Here is a 19,870-nt window from a genome sequence, read left to right as displayed (position 1 = left end):
GCACCCTCTCACCCGCATCTCACCCGCACGATCCCCCAGGAGCACACCGTGTCCAGCGTCCGCGCTGCCCGCCCGTCCGCCTCCCACCCGCCGTCCGCGCGCCCGCCGCGCGGCTCGCGCATCCCCTCGGCCCGGCCGTCGGAGAAGCACCTCTCGTCCGTTCCGCGGTTCCTGCTCTGGCAGGCGGCCCGTCAGCCTGCGACCCTCACGGCCGGTGTGCTCTTCGGCGTCGTGTGGATGCTGTGCCAGGCCGTCTGGCCGTACCTGCTCGGCCGCGCGGTCGACGAGGGCGTCGCGGGCGACTCGGGCCGGCTCTGGCTGTGGTGCGGCGGCCTGCTGCTGGTCGCCGTGATCCAGGCGGTGACCGGGATGCTGCGCCACCGGATGGCCGTGTCGAACTGGCTGCGCTCGTCGCTCGGCATCGCTCGGCTGATCGGCTACCACTCGGCCGAGACCGGTCCGGCGATCACCGCCACGACGTCGTCGGGCGAGATCGTCGCGACGGTCAGCACCGACTCCCTGCGGCTGGGCGCGATGTTCGACGTCACCGCGCGCCTCGGCGGCGGAGTGGTCGCCTTCATCGCCGTCTCGATCATCATGCTGAACGCGTCCGTGCCGCTCGGGCTCGCCGTCGTCATCGGCGTGCCCGCGGTCGCGCTCGTGCTGGCCCTACTGCTGCGGCCCCTGCGCAGTCGTCAGGCCGTCTGGCGGGAGGAGTCGGGCGGGCTCACCACGCTCGGCGCCGACACGGTGGTCGGCCTGCGGGTGCTGCGCGGGATCGGCGGCGAGCAGGAGTTCGTGGACCGGTACGCGCGGCAGTCGCAGCGCGTCCGCGCCGCGGGCGTCGGCGTGGCGAAGACGCAGAGCTGGCTCGACGGGCTCCAGGTACTCCTGCCCGGCGCGTTCCTCGTCTTCATCGTCTGGTTCGGCGCCCACCTCGCGGTCGACGGCGCGATCACGCCCGGTCAGCTGACCGCGTTCTACGGGTACGCCACCTTTCTGGTGCTGCCGCTGCGGACCGCCGTGGAGGCGGCGCAGACCTTCACCGCCGGCGTCGTCTCCGCCCGTCGCGTGCTCGCGGTGCTGCGAACGCAGCCGGCCGCGCGCGACCGGTCCGAGACCGCCGACGCTCCGGCCTGGGGGTCGGCCATCGAGGACCTCGCCTCCGGCGTGACCATCGAACCCGGCCGTTTCACGGCGATCGTGGATGCGGATCCGGACGAGGCCGCCGGCATCGCCACCCGCATCGGCCGGTTCGACGACGCGGTGCACCGGGAGGCACCGGTGCTGTGGGGCGGGGTCGACCACACCCGCGTGCCGGTGCGCGACGTGCGCGAACGGATCGTCGTGAACGACGCCGACCCGCATCTGTTCGGCGGCCGCCTGCTCGACGGGCTCGACACGCTGCCCGTCCGCGACCGTCAGTACACAGACACCTCCACCGGCCGGCTGCGCAGGGTCTCCGCCGCCCTCGACGCCGCGGCGGCGACCGAGACCGTCGACGCGCTGCCGGAGGGCGTGCACGAGCGCGTCGCCGAGCGCGGACGCACCTTCTCGGGCGGCCAGCGCCAGCGGCTCAGTCTCGCCCGCGCGCTGCTCACCGAGGCGGAGGTGTTGGTGCTGATCGAGCCGACCAGTGCGGTGGATGCGCACACCGAGTCGCAGATCGCCGACCGGCTGCGCGAGGCGCGCGACGGCCGGACCACCGTCGTCGTCACCGCCAGCCCGCTGCTGCTCGACCGGATGGACACCATCGCGGTCGTCCGCAATGGACGCGTCGTCGGCACGGGCACGCACAGCGACCTGCTGCGACAGGAGGACGACCTCGGCGACCTGTACCGCGCGATCGTGTCGCGCACGATCAGCGCCGCCGAACCGGCCGACGGCGAAGACCTGGATGCAGCGTGGACCGGATCCATCGACGCCCTGTGGACGGCGACGCATCCCGTCTCCGCCCAGCACCCGGGCGCCCCCGGCACGAAGGCCACGAAGGTCAAGAAGGTCAAGAAGGCCGCCAAGCGCAAGAAGAAGGGTTCGGGCGATGCTGCTTCCGATCGCTAGCACCAGCACGGTCCGGGCCACCGGCGCCCGGCTCATCCGCCAGCACCGAGGTGGCCTCTCGGTCGTGCTCGTGCTGCACACGCTCGCCGCCGTGGCCGGACTCGCCGGACCGGCCCTGATCGGCGTGGTCATCGACGGAGTCACCGGCCACACCCTCGGCGGCAGCGGCATTGACACGATCGCCTTCATCCTGCTCGGAGCGATCATCTGCCAGGCCGTGCTCATCCGCTTCGCGCAGCGCCAGTCGATGGCGCTCGGCGAGGGCGTGTTCGCGCAGCTGCGGGAGGAGTTCCTCGCCACCGTCGCGCGCCTTCCGCTCTCCACGGTCGAAGCGGCCGGGACGGGCGACCTGCTCGCACGCACCACCAACGACATCCAGTCGGTGGCGCAGACCGTCCGGTTCGGCGTCCCCCGCATCCTCGTCGCCGGTGTGACCGCCGTGCTCACCGTGGTCGCCGCGTTCCTGGTCAACCCCGCGGTGGCCGTCGCGATGTTCGCGGGAGTCCCCATCCTGATCGTCGCCGCGCGGTGGTACCTCAAGCGTTCCGGTCCCGGGTATCAGCGCCAGCTCGCCTCGTACGCCACCCTCGGCGGCACCATCAGCGAGACCGTGGACGGCGTGCGCACCATCGAGGCGTTGAGCCTCGCACCGGCGCAGCGGGCCAAGGTCGACGCGGCCCTCCGCGAGCGGCGCGAGTCGGAGTGGTACACGCTGTGGCTGCGCTCCTGGTTCTTCCCGAGCACCGACATCGCGTTCCTGCTGCCGGTGATCGTCGTGCTCGTCTGGGGAGCGTTCCTGGTCGGCTCGGGCGCCGCCACCATCGGCGCCGTCACGGCGGTCGCGCTCTACGCGATGCAGCTGGTGTCGCCGGTCGACGAGCTGATCAGCTGGCTCGACGAGATCCAGGTGGGCACGACGGCCCTCTCGCGGATCATCGGCGTGGCCGACGTCCCCGAGGACCGCCACGCCACCGGCGAGCAGCCGGCGGACGAGCACGTGCTCGCGAAGGATGTGCGCTTCTCCTACCGCGAGGGCACCGAGGTACTGCACGGCGTCACCCTCGACCTCGCGGTCGGCGAGCGCGTCGCGATCGTCGGCCCCTCGGGTTCGGGGAAGTCGACCCTCGGACGCCTGATGGCCGGCATCGCCGAGCCGAGCGACGGCCGCATCACGGTCGGCGGCGTGCGACTGGTCGACCTGCCGCTCGACGACCTCCGCAGCCATGTCGCCCTGGTCACGCAGGAGCACCACGTGTTCGTGGGCACCATCGCCGAGAACCTGTCGCTCGCGAAGCCCGGCGCGGGCCGTGACGAACTCGCGCGCGCCCTCCGGGTGGTGGATGCGCTGCGCTGGGTCGCCGCGATGCCGAAGGGCCTCGACACGGTCGTCGGTTCCGGCGGCGTCGTCCTCACCCCCGCGCAGGCGCAGCAGCTCGCCCTCGCACGGCTGGTGCTCCTCGACCCGCACACGCTCATCCTCGACGAGGCCACCTCCCTCCTCGACCCGACGGCCGCCCGCGACCTGGAGCGCGCGATGAACCGTGTGCTCGAAGGCCGGACCGTCGTCGCCATCGCGCACCGCCTCCACACCGCGCACGACGCCGACCGCATCGCTGTGGTCCGCGACGGGTACGTGGAGGAGCTGGGCAGTCACACCGAGCTGGTGGCCGCGGGAGGCGCGTACGCGGAGCTGTGGGCGTCCTGGCACGGAGGAGGCCGGTAAGGAGCAGGAACGAACCCGCGGACGCCGCCGCCGCGGGAGCGGCCTAGAGTAATGCATGTATGGCTGAGCTTCCTCCCGCATCCCTTTCCGACCAGCCCGAGCCCGTCGTCCTCCCGAACGACCCCGGCATCGGCACGCCCCGATTGACCCGCGACGATGTCGTGCAGCGCAAGGGGCTGTACACCCTTGTCTCCGGCCCGTTCACGCCGCGAGAGTCCATGATCGAGGACCTCCTGGCCGTCCGGGACGCGCTGGATGCGGCAGGCCTCGAGTACCTGCTCGTCCGCAACGACGACAACCGCCTGAGCGTGGCGCTGGACCGCCGCGGACGCAAGGAGGTCTCCGCGGTGCTCGCGGCCGCCTTCGCCGACGAGCCCTTCTACGCCCAGAGCCTCCACTCCGAGGGGGAGGCCGACGGCGTCCCCCTGCTCATCGCCGACGGACGCCTGTCCCGCCGCAAGGCCGACATCCTGCGGCTGTACCGTCCGCGCCTGGAGCCGATCGGGCGCCTCCGCTATGGCGCCGAAACGGCGTTCCAGCTGGAGTTCTGGAGGTTCGGCGACGACGAGATCGTCGCCCCGACCTCCAACGCGCTCATGCGTCCCCGCCTGCCGCGCAGCGAGGCCGTCGAGGCCGAGGTGGAGCTCTACGGGCGCCGCTGGCGGACCCTCCAGCACATGTTCGATCCGCTCGCCAGCGACGTCGCCTTCGACGTCGACATCGTGTTCTCCTGGGTGGACGGCTCCAGCGCCGAGTTCCAGCGCAAGCGGGCCGCGCGCATGGCGGCCTACGTGGTCGGCGAGGGCGACGACAACGAGGCCCGGTTCCGGCAGATCGACGAGCTGAAGTACGCGCTCCGCAGCGTCCACATGTTCGCCCCGTGGATCCGCAACATCTACATCGCGACCGACTCGCCCGTGCCGTCGTGGCTCGACCCGGAGCATCCGCGCATCCACATCATGCGCAGCGAGGACTTCTTCGCCGACACCTCGACGCTGCCCACCCACAACTCGCACGCCGTCGAGAGCCAGCTCCACCACATCCCGGGCCTGTCGGAGCACTTCCTCTACTCCAACGACGACATGTTCTTCGGGCGCCCGCTCTCGCCCGACATCTTCTTCTCGCCCGGCGGCATCACGAAGTTCGTCGAGGCCGGAACGCGCATCGGCCTGGGCGAGACGGATCCGGCACGCAGCGGCTTCGAGAACGCAGCACGCGTCAACCGCCGGCTGCTGTGGGAGCGCTTCGGCGCGGTCACGACCCGCCACCTGGAGCACTGCGCCGCCCCGCTGCGGATCAGCGTGCTGCAGGAGATGGAGCGCGAGTTCGCGGAGGACTTCCGCCGCACCGCCGCCAGCCCCTTCCGGTCGGCGACCGACATCTCCGTCACCAACTCGCTGTACCACTACTACGCGCTGATGGCGGGTCGTGCGGTGACGCAGACGCAGGCGAAGGTGCTGTACATCGAGACGACGCTGCGGCAGGCGCCCGACATGATGCGCCGGCTGCTGAAGAAGCGCGATCAGGACATGTTCTGCCTCAACGACGGCTCGAAGCCCGAGATCGACCCCGAGGAGCGCACGCGGATCGTCACCGACTTCCTGGAGCGCTACTTCCCGTTCCCCGCCCCCTGGGAGCGCCTCACCTGACGTTGCGGCGCTCCACCGCCCGGGCCAAAGATTCGTGACGAATGTGCGAGATTCGTCACGAAAAGCGCTGATTCGTCACGAATAGTCGCGGCGGGAAGACCGCTGCGTGCGTCAGGTGAGAATGCGGATGGGCTCGGTCGGAGTCTCGCGACGTGCGGCCGGCGGGATGCGGATGCCGTCGGCGGCGAGGCGGCGGGCCGACTCCTCCGCATCCACGTAGTCGAGCGCCGGGTACTGGCCCAGCGGCACCACCGAATGCAGCACGGTGTTGGGGTACACGTGCACCAGGTTGAAGGCGGCGGCGCCGTCGCGGCCGCGCGTCCCCCCGACCGGCACGTTGAGATCCTGCGTGTAGCAGCTGGCCGACGCGACGGACACGGGGATCCCGGCGAACGTCGCCGTGGACGAGTAGTGCAGGTGCCCGGCGAGGATGCTGCGCACGTCGCTGCCCTCGAGCACCTCGCGCAGCTGCGACTGATCCCGGAGCTCCACCGAGACCGCCAGATCGAGCACGCTCGGGATGGGCGGGTGGTGCATCGCGAGGATGGTGCCCTCCGGTGCCGCGCTCGCCAGCTCGGCCGCGAGCCAGTCCAGCTGCGACTCACTGACGTCGCCATAGTGGTGACCCGGCACCGTCGAGTCGAGCACGATCACCCGCAGGCCGCCGATCCAGAACACGTCGTCGACCGGCGAGACGTCGCCCAGCTCGTCGAGCAGGCCCTGCCGGAAGGACGAGCGGTCGTCGTGGTTGCCCATCACCCAGATGACGCGGGCGCCCATCCGCTCGGCGGCCGGGTCGACCAGGGCACGCAGCCGCGCGTACGCATCGGGCTGGCCGCGGTCGGCCAGATCGCCCGTGAAGACGATCGCCTCTGGGCGTCCGCCTGACGACTCCACCTCGTGGAGGAGCGCACGCAGGTGCTGCTCGCTGTCGACGGATCCGTACAGCCGTTCACCTCCCGCCAGCAGGTGGGTGTCGCTGATGTGGAGGAGGAAGTGGTCCGGCCGCGGATACTCCGCGATTCGCGTCTTCACGGGGATATCACACCACCTGCATCTGAACGCGTCGTGAACGCGCGCGGTGCGCCGCCTGTATCGCCATCAGGAAAGCTCGACAGAAGGACCGCTCCAGACCTCGACGCGGACCGGGGCACCGGAGTCCGCTGCAAGCGCGCGCTCCTCGCCCGGGAGCAGCGGCCGGGGGTCGCCGCCGACGCTCAGGAAGCCGGTCTCGCCGGGCTCGCCCGCCGGTCGTGGGTCCACCAGCCGCACGGTGATCGCTGCGACCCCGCCGGCATTGCGCACCCGCACGGTCCCGTCGGCCTCGCGGACGACCTCGAGCTCGGGGGCCGGGACGTCGAACAGCGCCGCGAAGTCGGCGGTCGTCGTGGCGAGCATCCGTTCGCGGTCGATCGGGCGCCCCTGCGCATCCCGCCACTCCGCCTCCCACACGAAGACCTCCGGGAGGGACGCGACCGGCACCTCCAGCGTCCCGGCAGCGATCGGGTCGCCGACCGCGGGGGCGACCACCTCGCGTGAAGCGGCCACCGTGCCGTCCAGCCCGCGCGCCCGGAGGGCGACCGTCAACCCGGACGGCACCGCATCCTCGGCCCAGAGCCACGCCTCGACCGACGCCGTCCGCTCGCCCTCCCAAGCGGCGCGGGACACCCGCAGCGTCGCCCGGCGCCGCTCGAACGCGCGGGCGACCGCGAAGAACGCCGGCTTCGGGTCGCCGCGGAAGTCGACCGCCGCCGTGCACCAGGCGTTCGGGTAGCTCTCGTTCAGCTGCCACGGCAGCACCATGCTGCAGCGTGGGAACCTCCGCCGGTCGGCCTCCACCGAGTACTGCAGCCCGGTCGCCTGGAGCAGCTGGGATGCGCGGTTCAGCGTCTCCAGCGTGTCCGGCCGGCCGCCGAACAGCGCCACGACCTGGTCGGCGTTGTTCCACCACTCGCCGAGGTGCCGGTACACCGGATTCGTGCGGTCGGCGGGCCAGCGGTCGCCCTCGGGGATGAGCGCCTCCAGCGACCGCAGGTTCGTCATCCCTTCGACGCCGAACTCGGTGTGGGCCAGGTTGGAGCCCGCGTTCGCGAGCGTGTAGTGGCCGACGAGCCCCTGGTGTTCCCAGGGCCCGTGCACGTCGTGCTGTCCCTCCGGGTTCGCGTGGATGCGGTCGAGCCGGTTGTGGAACTCCGGTCCGGTGGGCGACGTCGGCAGCCAGCCGCGGCCGGGATCGAGGCGCGCGACCGTCTCCGCGAGCGCTCCGAGCACCGGCGAGCGGTCGTCGGACAGCGGTACGCCGCCCTCGTCCAGTTCGTTGCCGCCGCCCCACAGCAGCAGCGACGGATGGTGCACCCGCGTCGGGATCAGCGCCTCCGCCTCCGCCCGCATGAGGGCGACGAAACCCGGGTCGGTGCTCGGCGCGCTCTGCATGCCCGAGCTCGACTGCGAGAACTCCTGCCAGACCAGCAGTCCCAACCGGTCGCAGGTCGCGTAGAAGTGCTCGGTCTCGATCAGGCCGCCGCCCCACACGCGGATCAGCCGCGCACCGGACGAGGCGGCGAGACCGAGAAGGTGCTCGACCTTCCGTTGGTCGATGGATCCGAACAGGGTGTCGGCGGGCGTCCAGTTCCAGCCGACCAGCGGAACCCTCACACCGTTGACGACCGCCGTGTAGCCGAGCGCGTCGTCGGGGGCGCCGGCATTCGGCACCAGGCTCGCGCTGCGGAAGCCGACCTCGCGGGAGGTGCGGTCGGCCTCGCCCTCCTCGTCGGCGAGCGCCACGGTCACGGTGTACAGCGGCTGGGCGCCGAACGTGTTGGGCCACCACAGCTGCGGATCGGGGATGCGGAGGCGCGCGGCCCCGGCCGCGGCGGCGACCGTAACCTCGGCGACCGTTCGGTCGTCCGCCGCGACAGACACGGTCACGCTGAGCGCTCGCTCCGCAGACCCATCGTCCGCCGCCAGCGGCGCCTCCCACTCGACGTCCACGACCCCGACGCCCCCACCTCCCCCGCCGAACCCGCCGAGTTGCGACATCTGGTCACCATTCGAGCCGGATTCGGACAACGACTCACCACTCGACGGGCCCTCCAGCCGGCAGCGCACCACCACATCCCCGAGCAGGGCACGGCCGTGGCGGACGCGCGCGCTCTTCCAGACGCCCTGGTGGCGCAGCCGCGGCGAGAAGTCCCAGCCGTAGCCGAGCCGCGGCGCGTGGATGCGCACCCGCTCCGTGCGCCCCACCTGCGGCTCCGAGTCCGGGGCCGGGTGCACGCGCAGCGCGAGCTTGTGCCGTCCTTCGGAACGCTGATGCGCCTCCAGCGGCAAGCGGAGACGGTGGAACAGCCCGCTCACCGAGCCCAGCAGTTCACCGTCCCAGTAGACATCGGCGCCGGGGTCTATCCCGTCGAACTCGAGCATCGCGACACCGTCCGCGACCTCCGCCCCCAGGTCGACGGCGCGCCGGTACACCCACGACCGCTCGGCCACCCATTCGGCCGCGCGCGAGTTGCGGCCGACGCGCGGGTCGGGCACCTCGCCCGCCCGGTGCAGGTCGTCGACGACCGCGCCCGGCACCTGCGCAGGCACCCAGCCGTGCGCCGCCGCGATCGCCGCGGACGCCTCCGCGACGTTGTTGCCGGCCTCCGGCAACGGCGCCCCCAGATACCACTCGGCCGTATCGCCGAGGGCTTCGCGGATGGTCCAGTCGTCGCCGTCGAGGCTGATCGTCGCACTGCTCACCCGACGATCATGACGGATGTGGGAACGATTTCAGAAATTCCGCCGTAATGGCTATCGACTGCTCCGGAGCAGAAGGTACGCTTCCGTAGTTCGCGCGCACCCCATCCAGGCAAGGAGGCCTTCCCAGGCATGTCCCATCCACTCACCGTCGCAGCGATCGGCTTCTGGCACGTGCACGCGGGCGACTACGTCCGCAACGTTCAGGAGCACCCCGACACCACCCTCGTCGCCGTCTGGGACGACGACGAGCAGCGCGGCCGCACCGCCGCCGACCAGTACGGCGTGGAGTTCGTCGCCGATCTCGACGACCTGCTCGCGCGTCCCGGACTCGACGCCGTGACCGTCACCACCGCGACCGACCAGCACACCGACGTCATCTCCCGCGCGATCCGCGCAGGCAAGCACGTCTTCACGGAGAAGATCCTCGCCCCGACGGTCGAGGAGTCCGAAGAGCTGGTCGACGCATCCCGCCGTGCCGGCGTCGCACTCGTGGTCTCGCTCCCGCGGCTGTCGGACGACTACACCGTCGCGATCGAACGAGTCCTCGACGAAGGGTCGCTCGGCGAGCTCACCTACTCGCGGGTGCGCCTGGCCCACGACGGCTGGGTCGGCGGCTGGCTGCCCGAGCGGTTCGGCGACCCCGTGGCTGCGATCGGCGGAGCGCTCACCGACCTCGGATGCCACCCGGCGTACCTCACCCGGCTGTTCCACCGGGCGGAACCGCTCTCCCTCTCGGCGAGCTACGGTCACGTCACCGGCCGCGCGGTGGAGGACAACGCGGTGGTCACCGCGGAGTTCCCGGACGGCCGACTCGGGGTGTTCGAGGCGAGCGTCGTCACCACCCCCGGCGCGTTCACGATCGAGCTGCGCGGCACAGCCGCCACGCTCACCTTCGGCTTCGGCGGCGATCGCCTCCTCGCGAAGGGCGGCGCGTTCGGTGACGAGTGGCAGGAGCTCCCGCTCCCCGAGCGGCGCCCCGGCGCGTTCGCGCAGTGGGTCCAGCACATCCACGACGGGACGACAGCCGACGACAACCTGCGTCACGCCGTCGAACTCACGCGGATAGTCGTCGCGGCCAACGAGTCCGCAGCGACCGGTCGCGTGGTCCAGCTGACCGGCGAGCCGGTGACCCGTGCCTGACCGTTCCGAGCCTTCGCACCCATCCACTTCTCCTGAGGAGCACTCCCCCATGCCCAGCCCCACCGTCCGCATCGGCCTCATCGGAGCCGGCGGCATCGCCGGCGCCCACGTCGCCGGTTACCTCCGCAACCCTGAGACCGTCGCATTCGCCGCCGTCGCCGACCCGGTCCGCGAGTCCGCCGAACTGCGCGCGGGCGACTCCGGCGCCGCGATCTACTCGGACTACACGACGATGCTCGCCGAGGCGGACATCGACGCCGTCGACATCTGCCTGCCCCACCACCTGCACAAGGACGCGATCGTCGCGGCCGCCCGCGCCGGCAAGCACATCCTGTGCGAGAAACCGCTCTGCCTCACCCCCGAAGAGGCAGCCGAGGTGGATGCGGCGGTCACGGAAGCAGGCGTCACCCTGATGTGCGCTCACAACCAGCTGTTCCTCCCCGCCGTCGCCACGGCCAAGGAGCTCCTCGAGTCCGGCGTGCTCGGGCGCGTCTACGAGGTGCGCACCACCGACAGCTTCTTCAACGATTTCGACCCGTCGAACATGGGATGGCGCGCCCACGCCGCAACGAGCGGCGGCGGCGAGCTGATCGACACCGGCTACCACCCCACCTATCTGCTGCTGCACCTGGCCGGCGGCTCGCCGGTCGAGGTCACCGCCCTGCTCGCCACCCACCGGCTCAGCTTCATGGAGGGCGAGGACTCGGCCCAGGTGCTGGTCCGCTTCGACAACGGGGTGATCGGCAGCCTGGTCACCAGCTGGGCCTACGAGCCGGCCGACGGCACCGAGAAGTTCTCCGTCGTCGGCGACCTCGGCAGCCTGACCAGCGACGGCACCTCCCTCAGCTACCGGCTGCGCGGCGACACCGAGCCGACGGTCCTCGAGCTGGAACCCGTGCACGAGTTCGGCGAGGAGATCGCACACTTCGCGCACAGCATCCTGAACGGCACCCGGCCGCTGCACACGCAGAAGGAAGGGATCGAGGTGCTGGGCATCATCCTGGCGGCCTACGAGTCGGCGCAGAGCAAGACGATCGCGCCGGTGCGGACCGTACGCGAACTCGTGGCGGCGAGCGACGAGTGAGGGTCCGGTCACAATTCACCGAACGATGAAATCAGGGTATATCCAGCGGACCTGCGGCGGAGTTACAGTGCCGTATGAGCACGCAGCGGACGGGGGCCCGCAACACTTTGCAGGAGCCCCATCGTCAGGATGATTTCGTCGCCGTCCCGTACCTGCGACAGGGCCAGCTCATCTCGTTGATCCGATGGTCCCTGATCTCAGGCGAGTGGAAGTACACCACGATCCTGGCCGAGTACCTCCATCGTGACGAGACGTCCTGGTACCTCGTGATCAACGGCAGCCGTGCCAGACTCGACCGCTCCGAGTGGGCGATCTTCAACTGACGAAGGTGCGGCTTGCGGCGTTCCCGCGTCGCAAGCCGCATCGCAGGTACTGTTCACGATGTGACACAGACCGAGAAGCGGGAGCGGTCGGCCCAGCCCGAACATCGCTGGCCCGCCGTCATCGCGACGCTGGTCGCGCTCGCGGCCTACGCCCTCCTGCCGAGCGTGGTGCCGGTCATCGAGCGGTACGCCGTCGTCGGCGTGTGCGTGCTGATGATCGTGGCGCTCGTCCTGTACAACCCGCACCGGCTCACCCGGGAGTCGGCGTGGTCGCGCCGGGCCGAGATCGCTCTCGCCGGGATCATCCTGATCGCCAATCAGATCGCTTTCGCCGAGACTGTGGTCCGGCTCCTCGGCAAGCACGGCAACGGATCCGAGCTGCTCCTCGCATCGCTGCAGGTGTGGCTGACGAATGTGATCGCATTCGCGCTGGTCTTCTGGGTGCTCGACCGGGGCGGACCGGTCGCACGCTCGACGGTGCCGCGTCCCCGCATGGAGCTGGCGGACTTCCGGTTCCCGCAGGACGAGGACCACGACGCGATCGACGAGGTCGCGCGCGGCTCGAGCAAGCAAGCGGACTGGGTGCCGACCTACGTCGACTACTTCTACTTCTCGCTGTCGAACTCGATGGCGTTCAGTCCAACCGACACCATGCCGTTGCGGCATCGCGCGAAGCTGCTGATGGCTCTGGAGTCGTTCGCCGGCTTCGTCCTGCTGGCGCTGGTCATCGCCCGCGCCGTCTCCCTCATCGGCTGAGCGCGGAGCCCCGCCTACAGGCGCCGCCAGTCGTCCGACGTCAGGTGCGACCCCGCCTGCGGGCCCATCTGCAGCATCCCGCCGTCGACCGCCCACGAGGCGCCGGTCACGTACGATCCCCCGGGGGACGCGAGGAACGCGATCACCGCGGCGATCTCCCGTGCGTCGCCGGGGCGGCCGAGCGGGATGCCGGGGCGGTGCACCTCGCGCGGGTCCTCATCCTCCGCGTCATTCATCGGGGTGGAGATCTCGCCGGGCGCGACCGCGTTCGAAGTGATGCCGTACTCGCCGAGTTCGAGCGCGAGCGTCTTGAGCAGGCCGCCGAGGCCGTGCTTGGCGGCGTCGTACGCGGCCGAGCCGACCCGGGGCTGGTGCTCGTGCACGCTGGTGACGCCGATGATGCGGCCGCCGCGTCCCGCATCCACCATCCGCCGGGCCATGCGCTGGATGCACACGAAGGCGCCGTCGAGGTCGCCGCAGACGGTCTTCCGCCAGGTCTCCCAGTCGGTGTCGAAGAAGGGAGTGCCGCCGTTGAGCCCGGCGTTGTTGACGAAGACGTCGCAGCCCCCGAGCTCGTCGGCGAGACGGTCGACGACGTCGCCGCAGGCGGGGGCGTCCGTGGTGTCGAGCCGGGTGACGACGGCGCGACGACCGGCCTCGCGGACGAGACGGGCGGTCTCCTCCGCGCCTTCCTCGTCGGAATGCCAGGTGATGCCGACATCCATCCCGGCCTCGGCGAGGGCCACGGCGGTGGCGCGGCCGATGCCGGAGTCGGAGCCGGTGACGATGGCGGTGCGGGGTGCGGTGAGTTCCGGATACGAGTGATCAGCCATGCCGCGAACGGTGCACCCCATGCCCGGCGGGCGCAAGGGGTGGTACTCGTAGAGGCATGACCATCTCCGCAGTGCTCTTCGACGTCGACGGAACGCTCGTCGACTCCAACTTCCTCCACGTCGACGCCTGGAGCCGGGCCTTCGCCGACATGGGGACGCCCGTCGATTCGTGGCGGATCCACCGCGGAATCGGTCAGGACTCGGCCAAGCTGCTCGAATCGCTGGTCGGTGACCGCGACGAGGAGTGGACGAACCGGGCCAAGGACCTCCACTCCCAGTACTACCGCGAGCAGTCCGGGCGCTTGCGGGCCTTCGATCAGGCCGCGGACCTGCTCCGCGAGCTCGCCTCGCGCGGCATCCGGGTGGTGCTCGCGACGTCCGCGCCGTCGGACGAGCTCGAACTGCTGATGCAGACGCTGGATGCGGAGGACGCCATCCACGCGACCACCAACGCGGACGATGTGGCCACGGCCAAACCGGAACCGGGCATCATCGAGGTCGCACTGCAACGCGCGGGAGCCGCGCCATCGGACGCTCTGTTCGTCGGCGACTCGGTGTGGGACATGATGGCGGCGGCGCGCGCACACGTGCGCGGGGCGGCCGTGCTGTCGGGCGGCGTGGGACCGTCCGAGCTGCTCGAAGCGGGGGCCGTCTCGGTCTTCGACGACCCGGCGGACCTGCTCGCGCGGATCGACGGCGTGCTCAGCGGACGCCGCTCCGCCTGACCCGTCGAAGAGAAGGCTCTTGCCAACGGCGCTCGCGCAGCGTTCGATAGGGTCCGACGAGTCCGAGGAGAGGAGTCGCCATGTCGGCGAGCGAGCTCGAGATGTCCAGCGTCCGTTACCCGTACCGGGGCCGCATCTTCCATGTCGAGAAGAAGACGGCGGGGGTGTGGGTCGTCCTGGACGAGTCGCACGCCGAACTCGGGACGCTGATCCGGGTCGCCGTCGAGGGTGAGGAGCACGAGCCGGTGTTCGGCGCCGTGCCGCCCGGGTACACGGAGACGCTGCACGAAGGGTCCGACTGGCGCATGCTCGTCGCCTCCCTCATCAACGAGACGCTGGATGCCGAGACGGCATCCACGGGGAACCAAGGCGAAGCATGAGCGTCCGGCTGAACAAGAAGGCTCTGGAGCACGCGCGGAAGCTCGTCGAGGACGGCAAGGTCGTGCACGACGAGCGGGACGCCTGGAGCGAGGATGCCCCCAGCGCGGAGGACGAGAACCGGTTCATCGAGAAGAACGGCTGGGACGAGTACGCGCTCTGGCATCTCGGCGAGGACCCGGACAAGAGCGAGGAGACCAAGGGACGCTTCAGCTTCCCGTACGGCGACTTCGCGAAGGTGCACCGCTGCGGGGTGATCTCGCTCGAGAGCCGCGCATCGCAGAACGACCACGACGACATCGCACGGGAGAGCAAGCGACTGCTCCAGCTGATCGACGGCGAGTAGCGGCCCGCCCGGCCGGGCTACGATACCCGGATGAACGCGACGCTGCGCAGGGTCCTCGGCTGGATATCGGCCGTGCTGCTCAACGTCGGCGCGCTGCTCTTCGTGGTCGGGCTCGTGCTTCCGCGCACGGGCGGCGTCACCGCGCTCGGTGTGGGCGTCGGCCTGTGCGTGATCGGGCTGGTCGCCGGAGCCGGATGGCTCGCCGGGCGGCCGGCCGCCTAGCCCCGCGGACACAGGCCTAGCCCCGCAGACACAGATCGGCCCCGCTCTGGGATGAGGAGAGCGGGGCCGGCCCGGCACCGGCGCGAGGCCGGTGGTCTGGGGGGTGACCGATCAGTCCGGGGGCTCGCTGTGCCCCACGAGGTCCGGGTTGGACGGCTGGTCGGCCGGGTCGAAGTCGGCAGGCGGGGCTTCGGCCTGGTCGGTGCCGCCGGCGGCCGGGGTCACATCCTCGGCTCCCTCCGGCGTCACGCCGGTCTCGCCCGGCGCTGAGACGCCGCCGGGTGACACGTCGTCGCCGTCCTGGCCCGGGTCGGTCTCGGCGGGCTCGGCCGCCTGCGCGTCGCGCTCGCCCGACTGGCCGCCCTGCTCGAAACGCTCCGGCTGGTCCTCGGCGGGAACGCCCTCGGCGTCGGTGTTCGGCAGTCCGCTGGTGTCGCTCATGCTCCGCTCCTTCCCGGGGGCCTTACGGCCGGCCCTCTTCGCTGTACGAGGTGGCGGAGTCTTCGTCCGCGTCGGTGTCGCGGGCGTCGTCGAGGTCCGGAATCACATCCTGGATCACGTCCTTGTCCGCTGTGGGCTGGGCGGCTCCGCCGTCGTCACCTTCGAGGTCGCCGGCGAGCCCGTTGGTGGGGTCGTGGCCGGTGATCGGCTCCTGTGCGTCTCGCGAATCGGTCATGAGTCTCACGTAACGCCTCGACCGCCCGGACGCTCAAGGGGGTTCAACCGGTCACGCGCGGGGCGTAGCGTGGAGTCGCTCGGCAGCGTGTTCTCGTCAGCGACTTCTCGTCAGCGTCTTCTCGTCAGCGGGCTAGCGCAGCCGCCGGATCAGGTCGAGCAGGGCCACCCGGTACTGGGGCGCTGACTGATAGTCGGGATGCGTCGCCACCTTGACGAGGTAGCGCGGCGGCCCGAATTCGTCGGCGCCGCGGTCGAGGTCGTCCGGACGACCGTCGTCGAGGCGGTAGCTGTTGACGGGGAAGCCCAGGTAGTCGGTGCGCCGCCAGAGGTTGATCCACGCGACGGAGCCGTCCGGCTGCGTCAGCAGCTCGGTGAGCGACGGATCGTCCGCACCGGACGCGCTGACGACGACCGGCTCGCCGTCCTGATCCAGCTCGACCTGCGCGAACCACGGGTCGGCCTTGGCGAGCAGCGGACGGCGTGCGCCGAGGGTTCCCAGCGCATCCGGGCCGAACAGCTCGGGGAAGAACCGCCCGAAGTAGACGCGCAGCTGCGAACCGTAGGTGAGCAGCGCCACATTGCGCAGGTGGTCCGCGCCGTCCGGGCGCAGCGTGAAGAGTGTCGAGACCGCCAGCACGGCGCCCAGGCTGTGCGCCGACAGTACGACGTCGAACGGCCGCTCCTCGGCGAGCGCCGTCTCCTCCTGCTTGTCGCGCCAGCTGAGGCGTTCGGCGAGGGTGAGTCCCTCCGGCGGCTGCAGGTCGTGGGTCAGCCAGTCGGTCACCCGGTCGCGGATCTCGGGCACGACGCGCTCCGCGTAGCAGGGCGGCCCGAAGGGATGCCCCGCGCGCGGCAGGAAGCACATGAGGTCCCACATGATGCTGATGGGACGCTCCTTCGCGGTCAGCGCGTTCTCGACCACCACCGCGAGGATGGCCGCCGCGATCACGGTCAGCGCGGGCCCGACCAGCCCGTCGATCCAGCGGAACGCCACCGAATAGGAGACCGCGAGTGCGACCACGAACCCCACCGCGAACAGCAGGGCCAGGATCCCGAGGATGGGCTCGCCGCGGTGCACGAGCGCCGCGAGGCGCCGCGCCCGCAGGATCTTGAGGGCGAGACGGTCGGCGGTCGTGCTCGCGGCGATGCGGCCGTCGCGGTACGCATCCACTTCCTCCAGGAGCGGGCGGCGACCATCGCGGGTGCGCGGCGTGGTGAGGAGCGGCATCCAGCGCAGGACGGCGCCCGCGATGACGAGCGCCACCAGCGCGAGCGCGATGGCGATGAACGGCAGCACATCGCCGAAGTTGGCATAGACGATCGGGGGCCGCAGCATTCCGTGCGGAGGGACGGCGCAGCCGCACGGGGGCGATCCGCTCAGCAGCCAGCCCTGGACGCCCAGCACCAGCAGCGTGGAGAGCAGCATGGCGGCGCCGAGCGCGAGCAGCATCCACACGCCCGGAGCCATTCCGGCCCACCCCTCGGCGCGGAACCGCTCGGGCGGGCCGATCCGGCGCCCCGCTCGCGAGCGCGGCCACCACCACACCGCCAGCAGCTGCACCGCCGTCAGCGCGGCGGCGACGGCGAACAGCGGCAGGCGGAGGGGCCCCGGCGCGCCGCCGAGGGTGGGCGGGTTCTGCGCGACACCGGCGAGGAAAGCGAGCCCGGCGCCGGTCATCAGCGCGATCGAGAGCCAGTGCGGCACACCGCGGCGCCAGCCCAGCGCCGAGATGCAGATCGCGAGCAGCACACCCAGGATGATGGAGGGCGCGGTCGCGAGCCCGAGGAAGGAACCCGTCACCGGCGCGGCGTACTCTCCCCCGAACCAGAGGGATGCGCCCACGAACAGGTAGACGGCGACCGAGACGATGAGCACCCACGCCGTGACCGTCCCGGTCCTGCGGAGCCGGTCGCGCAGGAACTCGTCGACGGAGGCGCTGCTGGTGTTCGTGGTCTCGGCCAGCACGCCGACCAGGATGATCGTGATCACGAGGCCCAGGACTGCGACGACTCCGCCGATCAGCGCCAGGACGTCGCCGTTTCCGACCGCCGCTCCGAGGCACTCCCCGGACACGAAGGTCTGCAGCTTGGCGCACGACGGCGTCCCCGCGAACACACGGTCCCACCCGAGCAGGAGGGCGACGAGGAGGAAGGCCGCGGCGAGGTGCAGGCGCTCCGTCGGCGGCCCGACGCGGGCGGTGCGCCAGAACCCCTCGGACGCGAGCGGCCGGAGCCGGCCGGTCCGCTTCACGCCGCGCCCGCCCATCCGGTCGGCCGCGTCGAAGATGGCCGCCTCGTACCGGCTGCGCGCACGCCGGGAGACCACGTACAGGAGGAGCACGCCGCCGACCGGCAGCAGCGAGAGCAGCGCCAGCTGGGGACCGCGCCAGCTCAGCGGGGCGTTCGCGAAGAAGCCCGTGACACCGCTCGGCAGGGCGGTGCATGCGGCACCCGTGATGCACTGGACGCCCAGGTCGAGACTCACGGACCCCAGAGCACAGACGTACAGCAGGGTCAGGCCGAGCGCGAAGACGCGGAGCGACGCCCCGCCCACCCCGGCGTCCCACTCGCCGCCCGGCCGCTGGGCCGGGATGCGCCGGGTCCAGTACGCGGCGTTCGCCAGACCGAAGGGAGCGAGCAGCAGCCAGGCGAGCTGCACGAACAGCTGACCGATGAACAGCAGCGGTCCCGCGCCGAAGCGGGCCAGGCGCCCCCAGGAGTACGCTTCCGTGCGCACGTCCGGCGGCGGCACGGTCGGGTCGAAGGATCCGGGAGCCTCATCCGGATCGCGGTCGGGCTCATCCTGCTTCGGCGCCCACCAGAACCCGCCGTTCTCGTCGCCCTGCGTCTGCTTCAGCTCGGACTGGTCGCGCCCCAGCATCTCCGTCGGCGGTGTGTTCTTGATGCCGTGGATGCGCAGCTCAAGGACGTGATGGGGCCAGCGTTGGCCCTCTGGCTCATCGCTCATCGGTCCGCCGATCGTCCGGGTGACGGCGGAAGACTACTCTCGCGGGCGTCCGGGCGGCTACAGCGATTCGAACCGTGGCAGTCGGCGGCGTCTCGGCGTAATGTCCCTGCTATGAGCATCCCATACCAGCCGGACGGCGACGCAGAGCGGATCGGCGAAGCACGCGAGAACCTCGAGGGCAGCTACACCGAGGTCGACGGAGAAGGACCCCACGAGCGCACGGTGCACGGTCAGTACACCGAGACCGAGGGAGTCGGCCCGGAGGAGGAGACCGAGGGCACCTACACGGACGCCCAGGAGCCGGTCGCGGCGCCCGACGGCGAGTACACCGAGGGCGACTACGACGAGCCCTGAGCCCGGGCTCGTCTAGCGGCGGGGTTCAGGAGAGGCGCTTGCGCGTCTTCTCGGCCTGGACCTTCGCCTTCTTGCGCGCCTTCTTCACGTCGGGCGCATTCCAGAACGAGGTGAAGACCTCGGTGAGCTGTTCGTAGCGGCCACGGCCCGCGCGGGCTCCGAGGATGTACGCGACGGCGATGGCGGCCAGGGTCCAGAAGGTCTTCGAGCGCATGCCCCGACGGTAGACCTCAGGTGTGCGTTCGGGAAGGCCGTCGTTCGGTCTCGGGACCGTACACGATCCGGCGGAGCAGCCGGTGCACGGGGTCGGCCAGGAACAGCAGGAAGAGCCAGAACATCCCGACCGATGGGACGACCACCGCCAGCACCAGGGCGACCGCCATCAGGAGGAGCTCGGCCACCCCGGCCGTGCGATCGATGGACGCGCGCGCCTCCTCCGACATCAGCTCGGGGTTGTGGGCCAGCACGCGGCCGATGAGCTGGGAGGCGAGTGTCGCGAGCAACAGGTTGCCGATGTAGAGGGCGTACACGTCCGGCCGCTCGCCGTTGCCGTTCGAGAGCAGGTTCGCGGTGAACGGGATGAGCACGATCGCGAACAGCCAGAGGAAGTTCAGCCAGACCAGCAACGACGAGTAGGCGCGGACCGACTCGAAGATCCGGTGGTGCACGACCCAGAACCGTGCGATCACGGCGAAGGAGACCGCGAAGGCGAGCAGCTCCCACTCGTTCTTCTCGAAGAACTCGGCGAACGAGCTCGTGCCGATCTGGGAGGCGGCGTCGACGAGCGGCAGGATCAGCAGCGTGATCGCGATCGCGACCGTCGCGTCGGAGAAGTTGACGAGCCGGTCGAGCCCGCGTTCCGTCCTGAGTGCTGCCATGCGGTCAT

The 19,870-nt window shown here is 71.0% G+C and carries 20 protein-coding genes; 12 read left to right on the top strand and 8 right to left on the bottom strand.

Annotated elements, in window-relative coordinates; translation table 11 throughout:
- The first annotated feature begins 48 nt into the window (after window positions 1-48).
- Genes QRN40_RS07370 through QRN40_RS07360 form a run of 3 tightly spaced genes read left to right on the top strand, consistent with a single transcriptional unit; the run spans window position 49 to window position 5,433 of the window.
- Complete coding sequence (locus QRN40_RS07370; RefSeq protein ID WP_285114903.1) at window positions 49-2,061, top strand: ABC transporter transmembrane domain-containing protein; 2,013 nt, start codon at window positions 49-51, stop codon at window positions 2,059-2,061.
- Window positions 2,042-3,784 (top strand): ABC transporter ATP-binding protein, encoded by a 1,743-nt coding sequence (locus QRN40_RS07365; RefSeq protein WP_285114902.1) that lies wholly within the window; start codon window positions 2,042-2,044, stop codon window positions 3,782-3,784. The genes QRN40_RS07370 and QRN40_RS07365 overlap by 20 nt, the downstream gene beginning before the upstream one ends.
- Before the next feature lie 59 nt (window positions 3,785-3,843).
- The gene (locus QRN40_RS07360) at window positions 3,844-5,433 is read left to right on the top strand and encodes a stealth family protein (RefSeq protein ID WP_285114901.1); all 1,590 of its coding nucleotides are present in this window, start codon (window positions 3,844-3,846) and stop codon (window positions 5,431-5,433) included.
- 111 nt (window positions 5,434-5,544) lie between these two features.
- Here the strand turns inward: QRN40_RS07360 and QRN40_RS07355 are convergent, their stop codons facing one another.
- Together QRN40_RS07355 and QRN40_RS07350 are read right to left on the bottom strand one after the other, a co-directional pair.
- On the bottom strand, window positions 5,545-6,468 hold the full coding sequence (locus QRN40_RS07355) for a phosphodiesterase (RefSeq protein WP_285114900.1): 924 nt from the start codon (window positions 6,466-6,468) through the stop codon (window positions 5,545-5,547).
- A gap of 66 nt (window positions 6,469-6,534) precedes the next feature.
- On the bottom strand, window positions 6,535-9,177 hold the full coding sequence (locus tag QRN40_RS07350) for a glycosyl hydrolase 2 galactose-binding domain-containing protein (RefSeq protein WP_285114899.1): 2,643 nt from the start codon (window positions 9,175-9,177) through the stop codon (window positions 6,535-6,537).
- A 129-nt stretch (window positions 9,178-9,306) separates the two neighbouring features.
- Here QRN40_RS07350 and QRN40_RS07345 point away from each other — a divergent pair, with 129 nt between their 5' ends.
- The 4 genes from QRN40_RS07345 (at window position 9,307) to QRN40_RS07330 (ending at window position 12,480) form a co-directional block, all read left to right on the top strand.
- Entirely contained in the window at window positions 9,307-10,317 is a 1,011-nt protein-coding gene (locus tag QRN40_RS07345; protein ID WP_285114898.1) for a Gfo/Idh/MocA family protein, read from the top strand.
- A gap of 49 nt (window positions 10,318-10,366) precedes the next feature.
- Window positions 10,367-11,401, top strand: a complete 1,035-nt coding sequence (locus tag QRN40_RS07340; RefSeq protein WP_285114897.1) for a Gfo/Idh/MocA family protein — start codon at window positions 10,367-10,369, stop codon at window positions 11,399-11,401.
- 74 nt (window positions 11,402-11,475) lie between these two features.
- On the top strand, window positions 11,476-11,724 hold the full coding sequence (locus tag QRN40_RS07335; protein WP_285114896.1) for a hypothetical protein: 249 nt from the start codon (window positions 11,476-11,478) through the stop codon (window positions 11,722-11,724).
- A 60-nt stretch (window positions 11,725-11,784) separates the two neighbouring features.
- The gene (locus QRN40_RS07330; protein WP_285114894.1) at window positions 11,785-12,480 is read left to right on the top strand and encodes a hypothetical protein; all 696 of its coding nucleotides are present in this window, start codon (window positions 11,785-11,787) and stop codon (window positions 12,478-12,480) included.
- 14 nt (window positions 12,481-12,494) lie between these two features.
- Here QRN40_RS07330 and QRN40_RS07325 read toward each other — a convergent pair whose 3' ends face one another.
- Window positions 12,495-13,313, bottom strand: coding sequence for an SDR family oxidoreductase (locus QRN40_RS07325; protein ID WP_285114893.1), 819 nt, complete (start codon window positions 13,311-13,313; stop codon window positions 12,495-12,497).
- Window positions 13,314-13,369: 56 nt separating this feature from the next.
- Here QRN40_RS07325 and QRN40_RS07320 point away from each other — a divergent pair, with 56 nt between their 5' ends.
- The 4 genes from QRN40_RS07320 (at window position 13,370) to QRN40_RS07305 (ending at window position 14,984) form a co-directional block, all read left to right on the top strand.
- Window positions 13,370-14,038, top strand: coding sequence for an HAD family hydrolase (locus QRN40_RS07320; protein WP_285114891.1), 669 nt, complete (start codon window positions 13,370-13,372; stop codon window positions 14,036-14,038).
- 80 nt (window positions 14,039-14,118) lie between these two features.
- Complete coding sequence (locus tag QRN40_RS07315; protein WP_285114890.1) at window positions 14,119-14,418, top strand: hypothetical protein; 300 nt, start codon at window positions 14,119-14,121, stop codon at window positions 14,416-14,418.
- Entirely contained in the window at window positions 14,415-14,762 is a 348-nt protein-coding gene (locus QRN40_RS07310) for a hypothetical protein (protein WP_285114889.1), read from the top strand. The genes QRN40_RS07315 and QRN40_RS07310 overlap by 4 nt, the downstream gene beginning before the upstream one ends.
- A gap of 30 nt (window positions 14,763-14,792) precedes the next feature.
- Window positions 14,793-14,984 carry a hypothetical protein gene (locus QRN40_RS07305; protein WP_285114888.1) on the top strand — a complete coding sequence of 64 codons (192 nt, stop codon included), beginning with the start codon at window positions 14,793-14,795 and terminating at the stop codon, window positions 14,982-14,984.
- Between the two features lie 111 nt (window positions 14,985-15,095).
- Here QRN40_RS07305 and QRN40_RS07300 read toward each other — a convergent pair whose 3' ends face one another.
- The 3 genes from QRN40_RS07300 to QRN40_RS07290 form a co-directional block, all read right to left on the bottom strand.
- Window positions 15,096-15,425 carry a hypothetical protein gene (locus tag QRN40_RS07300; protein WP_285114887.1) on the bottom strand — a complete coding sequence of 110 codons (330 nt, stop codon included), beginning with the start codon at window positions 15,423-15,425 and terminating at the stop codon, window positions 15,096-15,098.
- A gap of 22 nt (window positions 15,426-15,447) precedes the next feature.
- Entirely contained in the window at window positions 15,448-15,660 is a 213-nt protein-coding gene (locus tag QRN40_RS07295; protein WP_285114885.1) for a hypothetical protein, read from the bottom strand.
- A gap of 132 nt (window positions 15,661-15,792) precedes the next feature.
- Window positions 15,793-18,630 carry a hypothetical protein gene (locus tag QRN40_RS07290; RefSeq protein WP_285114884.1) on the bottom strand — a complete coding sequence of 946 codons (2,838 nt, stop codon included), beginning with the start codon at window positions 18,628-18,630 and terminating at the stop codon, window positions 15,793-15,795.
- Between the two features lie 111 nt (window positions 18,631-18,741).
- Here QRN40_RS07290 and QRN40_RS07285 point away from each other — a divergent pair, with 111 nt between their 5' ends.
- On the top strand, window positions 18,742-18,984 hold the full coding sequence (locus QRN40_RS07285) for a hypothetical protein (protein ID WP_285114883.1): 243 nt from the start codon (window positions 18,742-18,744) through the stop codon (window positions 18,982-18,984).
- A 25-nt stretch (window positions 18,985-19,009) separates the two neighbouring features.
- On the opposite strand, the gene QRN40_RS07280 is transcribed toward QRN40_RS07285, so the two are convergent.
- Both QRN40_RS07280 and QRN40_RS07275 read right to left on the bottom strand, forming a co-directional pair.
- On the bottom strand, window positions 19,010-19,198 hold the full coding sequence (locus QRN40_RS07280) for a hypothetical protein (RefSeq protein ID WP_285114882.1): 189 nt from the start codon (window positions 19,196-19,198) through the stop codon (window positions 19,010-19,012).
- Window positions 19,199-19,214: 16 nt separating this feature from the next.
- Window positions 19,215-19,862, bottom strand: a complete 648-nt coding sequence (locus QRN40_RS07275) for a TMEM175 family protein (protein ID WP_285114881.1) — start codon at window positions 19,860-19,862, stop codon at window positions 19,215-19,217.
- Window positions 19,863-19,870: the final 8 nt, after the last annotated feature.

The organism is Leifsonia sp. fls2-241-R2A-40a (assembly GCF_030209575.1).
Lineage (GTDB): Bacteria > Actinomycetota > Actinomycetes > Actinomycetales > Microbacteriaceae > Leifsonia.
Note: the sequence above shows the minus strand (reverse complement) of the source record. Positions and strands in the feature narration are given on the sequence as shown.

Excerpts from the sequence above, each read along its gene's own strand:
- QRN40_RS07365 (WP_285114902.1), top strand. The coding sequence starts at position 2,042 with ATGCTGCTTCCGATCGCTAGCACCAGCACGGTCCGGGCCACCGGCGCC.
- QRN40_RS07360 (WP_285114901.1), top strand. The coding sequence starts at position 3,844 with ATGGCTGAGCTTCCTCCCGCATCCCTTTCCGACCAGCCCGAGCCCGTC.
- QRN40_RS07345 (WP_285114898.1), top strand. The coding sequence starts at position 9,307 with ATGTCCCATCCACTCACCGTCGCAGCGATCGGCTTCTGGCACGTGCAC.
- QRN40_RS07340 (WP_285114897.1), top strand. The coding sequence starts at position 10,367 with ATGCCCAGCCCCACCGTCCGCATCGGCCTCATCGGAGCCGGCGGCATC.
- QRN40_RS07335 (WP_285114896.1), top strand. The coding sequence starts at position 11,476 with ATGAGCACGCAGCGGACGGGGGCCCGCAACACTTTGCAGGAGCCCCAT.
- QRN40_RS07325 (WP_285114893.1), bottom strand. The coding sequence starts at position 13,313 with ATGGCTGATCACTCGTATCCGGAACTCACCGCACCCCGCACCGCCATC.
- QRN40_RS07320 (WP_285114891.1), top strand. The coding sequence starts at position 13,370 with ATGACCATCTCCGCAGTGCTCTTCGACGTCGACGGAACGCTCGTCGAC.
- QRN40_RS07315 (WP_285114890.1), top strand. The coding sequence starts at position 14,119 with ATGTCGGCGAGCGAGCTCGAGATGTCCAGCGTCCGTTACCCGTACCGG.
- QRN40_RS07310 (WP_285114889.1), top strand. The coding sequence starts at position 14,415 with ATGAGCGTCCGGCTGAACAAGAAGGCTCTGGAGCACGCGCGGAAGCTC.
- QRN40_RS07305 (WP_285114888.1), top strand. The coding sequence starts at position 14,793 with ATGAACGCGACGCTGCGCAGGGTCCTCGGCTGGATATCGGCCGTGCTG.
- QRN40_RS07300 (WP_285114887.1), bottom strand. The coding sequence starts at position 15,425 with ATGAGCGACACCAGCGGACTGCCGAACACCGACGCCGAGGGCGTTCCC.
- QRN40_RS07295 (WP_285114885.1), bottom strand. The coding sequence starts at position 15,660 with ATGACCGATTCGCGAGACGCACAGGAGCCGATCACCGGCCACGACCCC.
- QRN40_RS07290 (WP_285114884.1), bottom strand. The coding sequence starts at position 18,630 with ATGAGCGATGAGCCAGAGGGCCAACGCTGGCCCCATCACGTCCTTGAG.
- QRN40_RS07285 (WP_285114883.1), top strand. The coding sequence starts at position 18,742 with ATGAGCATCCCATACCAGCCGGACGGCGACGCAGAGCGGATCGGCGAA.
- QRN40_RS07280 (WP_285114882.1), bottom strand. The coding sequence starts at position 19,198 with ATGCGCTCGAAGACCTTCTGGACCCTGGCCGCCATCGCCGTCGCGTAC.
- QRN40_RS07275 (WP_285114881.1), bottom strand. The coding sequence starts at position 19,862 with ATGGCAGCACTCAGGACGGAACGCGGGCTCGACCGGCTCGTCAACTTC.